The sequence below is a fragment of the Christiangramia pacifica genome (assembly GCF_057221535.1).
This window is the reverse complement of record NZ_CM170146.1, coordinates 1,313,630-1,325,908: the sequence shown is the minus strand read 5'-3', so window position 1 is coordinate 1,325,908 and position 12,279 is coordinate 1,313,630. Positions and strand designations below refer to the sequence as shown.

Annotated in this window: 11 protein-coding genes; 3 read left to right on the top strand and 8 right to left on the bottom strand. The window is 37.7% G+C overall.

Going from position 1 to position 12,279, the window contains the following annotated elements:
- Positions 1 to 37: 37 nt before the first annotated feature.
- Positions 38 to 424 (top strand): DUF983 domain-containing protein, encoded by a 387-nt coding sequence (locus AC2S94_RS06175; RefSeq protein ID WP_484630637.1) that lies wholly within the window; start codon positions 38 to 40, stop codon positions 422 to 424.
- On the opposite strand, the gene AC2S94_RS06170 is transcribed toward AC2S94_RS06175, so the two are convergent.
- The 8 genes from AC2S94_RS06170 to AC2S94_RS06135 all read right to left on the bottom strand — a co-directional run bounded on the left by AC2S94_RS06170 (position 421) and on the right by AC2S94_RS06135 (position 11,121).
- Positions 421 to 1,479, bottom strand: coding sequence for an NAD(P)/FAD-dependent oxidoreductase (locus AC2S94_RS06170; RefSeq protein ID WP_484630636.1), 1,059 nt, complete (start codon positions 1,477 to 1,479; stop codon positions 421 to 423). The genes AC2S94_RS06175 and AC2S94_RS06170 overlap by 4 nt on opposite strands.
- An 89-nt stretch (positions 1,480 to 1,568) precedes the next feature.
- Positions 1,569 to 2,462, bottom strand: a complete 894-nt coding sequence (gene porN, locus AC2S94_RS06165; RefSeq protein ID WP_484630635.1) for a type IX secretion system ring subunit PorN/GldN — start codon at positions 2,460 to 2,462, stop codon at positions 1,569 to 1,571.
- Positions 2,463 to 2,474: 12 nt separating this feature from the next.
- Positions 2,475 to 4,025 carry a type IX secretion system motor protein PorM/GldM gene (gene porM, locus AC2S94_RS06160; RefSeq protein ID WP_484630634.1) on the bottom strand — a complete coding sequence of 517 codons (1,551 nt, stop codon included), beginning with the start codon at positions 4,023 to 4,025 and terminating at the stop codon, positions 2,475 to 2,477.
- A 50-nt stretch (positions 4,026 to 4,075) separates the two neighbouring features.
- Complete coding sequence (porL, locus tag AC2S94_RS06155) at positions 4,076 to 4,723, bottom strand: type IX secretion system motor protein PorL/GldL (RefSeq protein WP_484630633.1); 648 nt, start codon at positions 4,721 to 4,723, stop codon at positions 4,076 to 4,078.
- Between the two features lie 59 nt (positions 4,724 to 4,782).
- Entirely contained in the window at positions 4,783 to 6,147 is a 1,365-nt protein-coding gene (porK, locus tag AC2S94_RS06150) for a T9SS ring complex lipoprotein PorK/GldK (protein WP_484630632.1), read from the bottom strand.
- 117 nt (positions 6,148 to 6,264) lie between these two features.
- Positions 6,265 to 7,425 (bottom strand): formimidoylglutamase, encoded by a 1,161-nt coding sequence (locus AC2S94_RS06145; RefSeq protein ID WP_484630631.1) that lies wholly within the window; start codon positions 7,423 to 7,425, stop codon positions 6,265 to 6,267.
- Positions 7,426 to 7,428: 3 nt separating this feature from the next.
- Positions 7,429 to 9,954 carry a type I DNA topoisomerase gene (topA, locus tag AC2S94_RS06140; RefSeq protein WP_484630630.1) on the bottom strand — a complete coding sequence of 842 codons (2,526 nt, stop codon included), beginning with the start codon at positions 9,952 to 9,954 and terminating at the stop codon, positions 7,429 to 7,431.
- Positions 9,955 to 10,104: 150 nt separating this feature from the next.
- Complete coding sequence (locus tag AC2S94_RS06135; protein ID WP_484630629.1) at positions 10,105 to 11,121, bottom strand: hypothetical protein; 1,017 nt, start codon at positions 11,119 to 11,121, stop codon at positions 10,105 to 10,107.
- A 322-nt stretch (positions 11,122 to 11,443) separates the two neighbouring features.
- Between AC2S94_RS06135 and AC2S94_RS06130 the strand changes: the two genes are divergently transcribed.
- Both AC2S94_RS06130 and AC2S94_RS06125 read left to right on the top strand, forming a co-directional pair.
- A complete protein-coding gene (locus AC2S94_RS06130) occupies positions 11,444 to 11,680 on the top strand; it encodes a hypothetical protein (protein WP_484630628.1) in 237 nt (78 codons plus the stop codon).
- Between the two features lie 91 nt (positions 11,681 to 11,771).
- Entirely contained in the window at positions 11,772 to 12,275 is a 504-nt protein-coding gene (locus AC2S94_RS06125) for a hypothetical protein (protein ID WP_484630627.1), read from the top strand.
- The last annotated feature ends 4 nt before the right edge of the window (positions 12,276 to 12,279 follow it).

Genomic DNA, 12,279 nt, shown 5'->3' with positions numbered 1-12,279 from the left:
GCAAAGATGCTTAAATTTGTTATGCTAAAAAAATGATATGAAGTTTCTTAAAGGCACCAAGATCTACAGTATTCTTACCGGAACCTGCCCTGTTTGTCACGAAGAGAGCATGTACAAAGAAAGTAATCCATATAAGCTTACCAGGGTTTATGATATGCACGAAAGGTGCAGTAATTGCGGTACAAAATATAAAATTGAGCCTTCATTCTTTTATGGCGCCATGTATGTTAGTTACGGAGTTGGTATCGCATTTTCAGTTGCTGCTTTTATCATCGCTTATCTTTTTCTCAAGGCAAGCCTTTTGACATCATTTTTTGCCATTGTAGGAACCCTGGTGGTATTTATGCCTGTTATAATGCGATTATCCCGAAATATCTGGATTAATCTCTTTTTCAGTTATAAAAAGAGTGCAGGAAAGATTTAGTTCGCTGTATAATGTTTCCGGGTAAACCTGGAGAGGTCAATCTCTTTATCCAGTTCAATTTTGTTCTCAATTTTATCGAGTAATGCTTTGGCCGTATTTGGCGCTATGAGAACACCCCGGCTTCCAAATCCATTACAGCAATACATATTATTGATTTCCGGGTGTTCACCAACAATGGGGCGTCTATCGGATACCGCTGGACGGATACCTGCAACCTGGTCTACCACTTCAAAATCGCAGTTTATTAATTTATTCAGATCATTTACCAGTTTTTCCCTGGCCTGAGAGGTTGGTTCTGAAGATTTATCCTGATGATCGTAAGTTGCCCCAACTTTATACAAATCTTCTCCTAGAGGCATTATAAAAACTGAAGATTTAACCGCGAATTCCAGTTTCAGCTCAGGAGACTTAATGATAATATATTCTCCTTTATTACCTCTTAATGGCAGGTAATTAAAAAATGGATTTTTTTTAAGTCCGAATCCCTCACAAAATATAACGTTCCTTGCCTCAATTTCTCCATATTCAAAATGATCATCATAAATTCTTAATTCTTCATAATCGAATTCAGTTTCATTAAAAATTTCTCCAGATTTGAGATGCTTCCTGTAAGAATTCAACAAGGTTTCGGTATCAATATTTCCGGTTTTCAGCACTTTCCCGAAGGAATATTCCGCGTTTAGATTTGGATTGGTATTCTTCCTGGTTTTAGGATCCAGAAACTCTAAAAGTTTTGGTTTATCAGTTGCTACATACCAGTCATTCTGTTCTTCAACCGAATGAAATCTTCGGTAAATATTCCATTCATAAACCAGCTTTACATTCAGTTTCTTTTCCAATTGTCGGTAAAATGGAAGCGCGGTTTTCATTTGTTCTGCCGCATTCCAGGCGGGTGTGAATCTTTTGAGAATAACAGGATTAAAAATACCTCCGGCAACGTAAGAAGATTTCTGGGAGTTATTTTCAAAAACCACAAAACTCTTATTCGCTTTCTCAAGTTCTTCGGAAATTGCGAGTCCGCTTAAACCTAAACCAACAACTATAAAATCTATCATGACGTAAAGATATTAAGCCTGATCATCATTTTCAAAGGCAAATAAAAAAGGCGCTCAATGGAGCGCCTTTTAAAAATTTTCAGTAGAATTTAGTAACTCCACATATCCTGTTCAAAGTTTCGAATCTGCTCTTTAATACGCTGTGATTCTAACAACTGCATAAAGGCATTTTCAGCTATATATTCATCGATCTCACGATCTCCCTGAACGTTGTCTTCCTTATAAATTATTCCGTCAAATCTTCTCGCATTCAGCAAATGGTCAAAAGAAATTACCTGCGAAGTATTACCTCCCGTGAAAACTTTTGCGTCGTGGAGTACTTCACGAGCATCAGGATACCACACCCAGAATAATTCAACTAAATCTGTCTGACCCGAATCTATGAAGTTAACATCTGGAGCTACCGGAGCAATTCCTAATAATCTATACTTCAATTCAGCTAGACGTTTATCAAAATACCACATTCCTCTAATATGATATTCAGCGATATCAGCTGATCCAAGATCACGACGATCAATAAATTGTGCATCCACCTCTTCACCAGCATTGTATTGCTCAATACCAAGGTCTGTTGTATCTACCTTAGATAAAGTAGCACCGATATCTTTCAAAGTACGCTTTTCAGTAAAATAAGAATCTGCATATACATTTTCAATCTTACCTTCTTTAATAGCTTTTATTAAAACATCATAAAGCGATCTTCTGTTAGTGCCGATATTATTGGTATCAATAGGGTAATAAAGCGGAAAATTCACCCGTTCATCAAGATCAATGATTTCCCATGTTCCTTTAGACCATAAGATGTCACGATCTCCTACATAACCATACTCAAGTGGCTTATCTTCCTCATCTACTAAAGCCTGAGCTTCCGATTTCTTCCCGATATTCTCAGGTTTATCGGCGTTCAGGATGTTTGCCTGACCGAAAGAAGATACACCCAGCATCATCACAAAACCATATACAAAAATTTCTTTCAAGCTCATTTTTAATAATTTTTAGTTTGTAAGCTCTATAATTACTGGAGCAACTTTTTTAAGCTTATAGCTTGAGTTTCCAGCTAAAGACGCGTTAATATCATAGATCGTTACAGATTCACCTCTTCCAGCACGTCTAAGTGCTGCTTTCGCTCTCTCATCCAGTCTGCTACCGTTAACCTGAACAGTTGGTTGTCCCGGAACTTTAAATTTAAAACCGGCAACGTTTAAGTTCAGATCAAAATCAAAGTCAGGTAGACTTGCTCCAACAGTAGCAATTTCTAAACTGTTTCTTTGCATAGAAACAGAACCATCTTCTCCACGAATCGTCCCAACTGGTCTTGGAATATCCTTTACTCTAAAAGTCTTTTTATCTGAAACCGATTTACCTCCAGGTAGTGTACCACTAACGCTAATAGTAACTTCCCTAGCCTGTAGCGTAGTAACATCCATTAGATAGTTACCATTTCCGCCGGCAGCTCTAAGTCCAGGTGCATTTGCACTAACATTGCTTACACCAGGAATAGATATAGTCATCGGGTTTTGAACACCACGATAAACTACGTTCATTTTATCCGCAGAAATTACGGCTGAGTTCGGTAATGGAATTACATTATAAGAGTCCGCGATAGAAATACTCTTTAATGAGTCATTTTCCATATACTGAAGCTCCCCAGTAATTTTTTGCTCTCCCACATTACCTGCAGGGAATTCTAACATTACCTGTCCAGCTTGTGTATTTTCAACTTCCTTACCATTGATAACTACATTTTCAAATTGAAGCGTATTATCGAATCTACCAAGTACTACTTTACCTGTAAAGTTTTCACCACTAAAGAAAGCAGGTTTGTCTGGGATTACGATAGCCTGATAGTTACTTAAAGAAACGTCACTCTGTAACTGACCTGAAAGCATTGCAGAAAGAATCTCACTTTCAGCGCTCTTTACGTCTGCCTGAATTTGAGTCATTTTAGTTAAAGATGCGATTAAAGGGAATCCCTGGTAGTGGTAATCCAACCATGGTTTCGTTACACCTTCACCATCTGTAACTTCCTCAGTAGCGAATTCATTTCTAATTTTCTGAGCTAGTTGCGGATATTTTTCTTCTAAAATTCCAGCAACTTCTTCTCTATAAGTGTCAATTTGATTAACGAATTCCTCACCCTTAGGCGATACTCTTCCACTCTGGAAAAACATTTCATCTAACTGATCTGCTTTATCCATTTCTTCATAATCCCACTTTCCATTATCTTCCTTTTCAAGTTCTGAGGTTAATTCAGACTTCAGGTTATCGATATACTGATTTAAATTAGATGAAAGCTCATCAATTCTATCAGCTTTTTCTTTTATGGAAGTATATTTTGCTGGTTGCTCTTCAACTTTTGCTGCAAGACCTGCCATATAAGCATTATTTCGAGTAGTTGCAGTTGCGTTAGAAGCATTAAGTTTTTCATTCATCAGTCCAAAAGCGGTAAGAACCTCTTTGGACATGTTTAGTGCCATCATGGCGATGAAAACCAGGTACATTAGGTTAATCATCTTCTGCCTTGGCGATTGTTTTCCGGATGCCATGTCTAATTAGTTATTTTGAAATTAATAAAACAGCTTAATTGAAAAATCAATTAGACTCTTGGTTTTCCGTTCATTGCAGTTAGCATACCTCCGTAAACATTGTTAAGAGAAGCCATGTTGTTTGCAAGTGAATCCATTTGCGCTTTAAGTTTACCGGCGTTGTCTGCAACTTCCTGGTTTACTTCAGCTTGTTTAGCTGCAGATTGAACCTGAGCTTTATAAATATTATTTAGTGTTTCCATCTGAGCGGCAGCTACACTGAGTTCTTCGCTATATTTCTTCTGAGAAGCCATAGAGTCAACAGTAGGGGCAATTCCTTTAGCGGCTCCTTCAAAATTTCTAATACTTTCTCCCAATGAGGCCATCAGGTTAGCGTCTAGTTTAGCTTCTCTAAGCATTGCATCTAGCTTTTTAGAAAGCATTCCCTCTGCTTCTTTCTCTTCAACAACTACAGCATCTCTTTTTCTTCCCTCGCCACCGGCAAGTTCTGGATATACAAGTGACCAGTCTAATTCATCATCTACCGGTTCGAATGCAGAATATGCGAAAACCAAAGCTTCTACGATAAGACCTAGAATAAGCATCGCATTACCTCCCGGCCAGTGCATGATTTTGAAAAGTGCACCAAGTATTACCACCGATGCTCCCAGACCATACACCATGTTGGTCACTTTTTTTGTTGCTCTTGAATTTGCCATAACTCTAATGTTTAGATTTTCTTAGTTGATTTTATTGATAGGTTTAAGTTCAATTTTAATTAAGGATTCTTCTGGTTAAGGGTCACATCTGTTCCTAGGTAATCCTGAACAGTTCTGAAACCAATATAACTCCTTGCTGAATCCATGTACTCATAATCCCTTGAGCTAACCTGAAGGAAATAGGCAACATCTTTCCAAGATCCTCCACGTACTACTTTTCTACGATCTTCGGGATTATTCACGGTAGGGTTCATCGTAGACATATATTCATAAGATCCCGGATCGTACGACGAGTCTACCCACTCTGCCACGTTACCAGCCATATTGTAAAGACCGTAATCGTTAGGATCGTAAGATTTTGCTTCAACAGTATATAGAGCCTGATCTGCCGCATAATCTCCACGTAATGGTTTAAAGTTCGCCATAAAACATCCTCTATCGTTTAATGTGTAAGGACCACCCCATGGATACGAAGCTCCTTCCAGTCCTCCTCTAGCAGCATATTCCCACTCACCTTCTGTAGGCAATCTGTAAGAAGGAACATTAGCATCACCTTTCTCACGACGGAAATCATTATGATATTTTGTTCTCCATTGGGTAAAAGCTCTTGCCTGTTTCCAGGAAACTCCCACAACTGGATATTCATCAAAAGCACTATGCCAGAAATAATCGTTGTGCATAGGCTCATTATATGAATAATTAAAATCTTTGATCCAAACAGTAGTATCAGGATAGATAGCCACTTCTTCGTTCTTGATAAAATTGCTTCTCTTGCCTTGAGTTTTCGCAGCAGACTGGATATCCATGTAAGAATATCTGAACTTTAATTTCTTTACATCAATAGTACGCTGACCGTTGTAAACTTCATCCATTGGGATATACATGGAATCCATAACTTCAGCATAGTACACATCTGGATAATCCTGAGTGTCCCATACAATATCGATATCTTTATTTAATCTTCTGTTCGCATAATCATCAGTTGGACCACCCTGACCATATGTATTTAACATATACTCTTCATACGGGGTCATTTCTCCTTCTTCAGCGTCAGCAAAAGCATATTCTCCAATAGCATCATCTCCCGGAGTTGCCCCCTGAAGTTCGGCCATGATCGCAAGATTAACCCTTACTATAGAGTCTCTTACGTAATTCACGAATTGTCTGTATTCTGAATTGGTTATCTCGGTTTCGTCCATATAAAAGGAACGAACGGTAACCGTTTTAGGAGGTGCATTTTTCTGTCCGGCGATATCATCATCAGATTTACCCATAATGAATGCACCGCCAGGGATCAATGTCATACCATAAGGCTTCTCCGGATTCCACTTCTTTCCCTCCGCACCTACAAGCTGTCCACGATCGCCACCGCCACAGCTCGAAAGCAAGGCTAGAACAGCAATGAGCGAAATATACTTCTTCATAATTATCTTAGGTTAAGACATTTTGATTTACGGCAGTAAACCTATCTAATTATTTTTTAAAAAACAATATTTCAGATAAAAATACAGTAAATCAGAATAATGTCTGAATATAATTTTTTAGACTTCGTTTTTTCTTTTGGCTTTATACCAGCGTTCCGGAATTACCTGATTGCAAGCTTCGAGATAATCTTCTTCGCTGCAAGGTAATAACGTATGCCTTTTTAATTTAGTATTCACATTAGATAAAAATGGAATTTCTATCCACCATCTCCCGCTAACAGGGCTTTTGAAAAATACCAGAACCTCGTCATCTATAGGCACCTGGTATTTTATAAACTCTTTTTTCGCGGAAATAGTATTTTCGTTAGTACGATAATTCACTCCTTCAATAAAATACCAGACGATTTGTGAAACCAGCATATTTGAAAGGTTTCCAAGATGATTCTGATATTCATAAACCCCAAAAGAAGAAACTTTATCACTAATTCCTGCATACCTGGAAAGCGCACAAATTTCTCTTCCGTCAAAACCGTTTGGCGAATTAAAATAATCTGTATTCGCTGAGGCAGAATCTATCGCCCCGAGATCAAGACCAACTAGATTAGCATTTCTGAAAATAGGTTCCATCAGCGTAATATCTGAGGTCACCTCACCCAACCTGTAGGCTTCAAAAAACAACCTTTCCATCAATTCAATTTCTTCCTGAGAATTAAAATAAGTTTGATATCCTACGGTTGAATAATTAAATAAATTATAAGGCTTATCAACTACGATTTTTCCTACATAAGATTGATTCGAAATCATCTTTTCAGCATCACCAAGATCAAATCTGCTATCAATATTTACAAGATTAACCATCTGATCTAATTTATCATAGGCTCTGTACTGAGCATAAATTAAGTCCTGGCTTCCTCCAATTATTACAGGTATGATATCTTGTTTTATAAGACCTTCAACGAGCGACTGAACTGCGAAATAAGTATCTTCTACCGTTGCCCCAGGATTAATATCTCCAAGATCGGCCAGCTTTATCTTCCAGTTTCCCGGATAAAGCCTGTAAAACTGACTTCTTATGTTATAAAAATCTGGAGTATCGTTTTTTCTAACCGCTCTGCGGTTTTCACAAACCCCAAAAATCGCCACTTTTACTCCTTCAAGATCTGGAGATCCTGATCTTTCGGTATGAAGTTTTATTTGAGCACCAATGGTTTGCTGATTCAAATGGCTAATCTCATCCAGTAGATCATTATGCACCGGACTAAGAAAATCGAACTCCATACTTTACTTCTTTTTAGTGGTTTTCTTTTTGGTAGTTTTCTTTTTCGCTGTAGACTTTTTCTTAGCTGCAGGCTTCTTCTTTTTCTTTGTGTTCTTTTCGAGGATTTCTTTCACTTCATCAAGAGTCAGTTCATCAGCCTTCGTGGTTTTCGGTAATTCAACCTTTGTTTTACCTTTGATGACATTAAATCTTCCCCATCTTGCCTTCTCTACTCTAATTCCCTCTTCTTCCCAGTGCTGAATGAGTTTTTCTCGTTCTTTCTTCAGCTTATCCTCAATAAGTTCTTCAATATCGTCTCCTGAAAGATTATCGAAATCATATTTTTTGTTCACATTAATGAACATATTGTTCCATTTCAAATAAGGTCCAAATCTTCCCACACCTTTTTGAACAGGCAATTCTTTGTATTCGTAAATAGGCGCATCTGCCTTTTCTTTTTCCTTGATAAGCTCCATGGCTCTATCAAAGTCAACATTCATTGGGTCTTCACCTTTTTCTAAAGAAACGAATTTCTTTCCGAATCTCACGTATGGACCGTATCGCCCATTATTCACTTCTACATTTTCTCCTTTATATTCCCCTAATTTCTTCGGAAGCTGGAAAAGATCCATAGCCTCTTCATAAGTAAGGGTTTCCATGCTTTGATCTGGACTTAAACTGGCAAACTTTGGCTTTTCATCATCTTCTACACTACCAATTTGAACCATTGGTCCAAATTTTCCTAACCTTACGCTTACCGGTTTACCACTTTCAGGATCTTCACCAAGAATTCTTTCACCCACTTCCCTATCTGCATTCTTAGCTACATCCTGTACATGCGGATGGAAATCTTTATAGAACTCCTTCATCATCGTAGTCCATTCCTCATTTCCTTCAGCAATATTATCGAAGCTTTCTTCAACTTTTGCCGTGAAATTGTAATCAAGAATGTTGGAAAAATGATTTACAAGGAAATCATTTACTACCATTCCCGTAGCCGTAGGAACCAATTTACCTTTATCACTACCAACGGTTTCGGTTAATTTTTTCTCAGAAACCTTATCATTTTTCAGTTTAAACTGAACATATTCTCTTTCAGTTCCATCTACGGAACCTTTTTCTATATAATTCCTGCTTTGTACCGTAGAAATTGTGGGAGCATAGGTAGATGGTCTACCAATACCCAATTCTTCCAGTTTCTTCACTAAAGAAGCTTCCGTATACCTGTACGGTGGGCGGGTAAACCTTTCGGTTGCAGTGATGTAATCATTGTTTAGTGGTTGCTGCACCTTCAATGCAGGCAACATTCCACTTTGCTCTTCATCCTCATCATCGCTTCCTTCCAGATAAACTTTCAGGAAACCGTCGAATTTCAAAACTTCTCCGTTTGCAGTAAAATGATTGTCATGCTTATCTGCCTCAATCTTCACATTCGTTCTTTCCAATTGAGCATCACTCATTTGAGATGCGATCGCCCTTTTCCAGATCAATTCATATAACCGCTGCTGATCCCTTTCTCCAGAAATTGAATGCTTTTGAAAACCTGTAGGTCTTATCGCCTCGTGAGCTTCCTGCGCTCCTTTCGACTTACCTTTAAATTGTCGGGTTTTTGAATATTTCTCCCCGTATGCTTTCAGAATTTCTTCTTTGGCCCCTTTTCTAGCGTCTTCAGAAAGGTTTACACTATCGGTTCTCATATAGGTAATATGCCCGGCCTCGTATAATCGTTGTGCCAGGGTCATGGTTTTACCTACTGAAAAATATAATTTTCTTGCTGCTTCCTGTTGAAGAGTTGAAGTAGTAAATGGAGGTGCAGGATTTTTCTTAGCCGGCTTTGTAGTAAGGTCGGCTACTTTAAAGTTTGCACCTATGTTATCTTTTAGAAACTTTTCAGCTTCTTCTTTTGTTTCAAAATTTTTAGGGATTTTCGCCTTAAAAGATTTTCCATCTTCTGTTGAAAATTCAGCGTCGATCCTGTAAGACGCTTCCGGAGTAAAATCCTGGATTTCTCTTTCCCTTTCTACAATTAGTCTAACCGCAACCGATTGAACTCTACCTGCAGAAAGACCTCCTTTAACTTTTCTCCACAATACCGGAGAAAGTTCATAACCTACCAGCCTGTCAAGAACTCGTCTTGCCTGTTGAGCATTTACTAAATTATAATCTATACTACGCGGATTGTCAATTGCACGAAGAATAGCAGATTTTGTAATTTCGTGGAAAACGATACGTTTGGTCTTCTCGTCCTTTAGTTTCAATTCTTCTGCCAAATGCCATGCGATCGCTTCTCCTTCCCGGTCTTCATCACTCGCGAGCCATACCATTTCAGCATCCTTTGCAAGGCCTTTTAATTTCCTTACTACATCCTTTTTATCTTTGGATACAATATATTTAGGTGTAAAATCTCCTTCAGTATCTACCCCAATTTCTTTGGTTGGAAGATCTGCTATATGCCCAAAACTGGAAGCAACCTTATAGTCTGTTCCCAGAAATTTTTCTATGGTTTTAGCCTTCGCAGGAGACTCAACAATCACTAAATTCTTAGCCATAAATCTGTCGGTTTGTAGTTGCAAAAGTATATCAAATTTTTCTTCCGCTCGTTAAACTTGAATTAAAACCGAAAGGAGAAGCTTTGAAATACCTGAATTTTCCGAAGATTCAGGAGGAAAAAATCTATTTTATGGAAGCCTGAAAGTACGCTATTCTGTAAAAAAGAAAACAGAAGAAGCTCCGGCAAGTTCATATTTTAAATCTGGAGCAATATTGCCAGAAATTGATGTAGCATCATTGAATGCGAGTACTCTACCGCCATTATTTAAAACTTCAGCAACAAAGATCACATTATAGTCTGCATCATAAACCACATTTACCGGGTTACCTAATAAGGTATTTCCGCCGGCAATCCTTAATTGATCATCAATATTTATGAAACCGCCATTGGTGGCATTAGAAAATTTTTCTTCAAAGTCCTGAATAATGTGCAAACCGCCATCGATAGCAGACTCTGACTCTCCAATATCAGAAAGCACCATCGTACCATTATCGAAATCCAGGCCATGAGTTCTTACCAGACCCTGAAACCCGACGATCTTATCAGCATTTATGATACGGAAGCCGGCATTAGACTGGACAAAATCTCTGTAAACCGCAATTTTATTAGTTTCATCAACCGCCGCATAAAGATCTGAACCGACGAATTCGATTCCCCAAACCTTGAATTTCGTGATACACACGTTCCTGAGCACAAAACCAGATTCGGTTTTCACATATATGAAAAGCCTTCCTTCCGGTGTGGTCTCATCACCATCTAGATCTGTATTATCTGAAACGACATAGAATTGACCACTTACGGCAAGATCTCTTGGACTTTCAACCTCTGATGTGCTGACTCTCCCAATTTCCGGATTTAAAACCCCTCCAGCTCCAAGTTCTCTGATATTTTTATAAGATTCGATTTGATTGGAAGACCTGGAAACTATACTAAAATTATCATCTTCCGAAGAATAGTAAAAACCTTCAATATCTGTAGAAGCTACAGAATAATTAGTAACCACTCCATCATTTATATCATAACGCCGAACCTGACCACTATGGGTAGTAGCGTAGAGATGGGCGGTTTCTGAAGTGACCACGTCTGTATTCTGATCATCATCATTACTGCAGGAAAAAAATGCGGCTGCTAAAAACAACAGTGTATAAAGACTTGTTTTTCTCAAGGTTCTATTTTTTTACGAATATATAACTAACAATTTTTCAGAATAGTTTAGCGGAGTTAAATATGTGTTATTTGAAATATTTTTAACGCTAATTGAATACTTAATTCACACCTTATGAGAGATAAAGATTATAACATGGAATAGACAGTTTCTGAAGAAAAAGGCTGGTTTATTCCAAATTCGAGGCTTGAATTTTTAGAAGCAGATTAAAAACGTATTCTCTTAGCAATTTGGCTAATAGAATGCTATCATTTTAAAAATAGAAATATAAAATCAACAGGAGAATCCTGATTTGGTTTTTAAAATTATAAATAAAAAAATTATGGGAATCGGGAATATGATGAAGTTAGGAAGCAAATTCTTAATTCGAGGAGTCATTTATAAATCAGGAAAAAAAGCAGCTATTAAAGGAGGTAAAGTGGGAATAGGAATATTTTCTGTTCTATACGCCGGCTACATGGCCTATACACTTTATGAGCTTAGAAAAGAGAGTATAAAAGAACAGAAGAAACTAAATGTAGACAGAGGTTGGGATCGTGAAACCGTGCAGGAGAATTAATTGATTTCAGCATCATAATCCGGACTATTCACATCACTTTCAGAAATAAATATGGATCATTTCATTAAATTGATTTCAAATCTTTAATGAAATGATTCAAAAATTTCTGTTTATAATAATGTTGTTTCCGTTATTCAGTTACTCTCAAAATTCAGATTGTGCCTGCTGTACTTCGGAATATGGACAATTTGACTTCTGGGTTGGAGATTGGGATGTTTTCAATACAGAAGGAAAAAAAGTTGGTGAAAACCTGGTTCAGAAATTGGAAGATAATTGCATTTTGAATGAAAACTGGCAGAGCACAAATGGCGGTTCTGGAAAAAGCTATAATTATTTTGATCCCGAGGAAGAAACCTGGAATCAACTTTGGATAAGCAACACCGGGAATATCTTAAAATTGAAAGGAAAAGCGGAACCGAATAAAATGATTTTGAAAAGTAAATTACAAGGTGATGAAAACGGTCGATTTTACAACCAGATCACCTGGACGAAAAATCCTGATGGAAGTGTCACCCAAAACTGGGAAATTTACAATTCAAAGGGAGAACTAACCAAAAAAGCATTTCTTGGAATTTACCGAAAGAAAAAACAATAGCCGC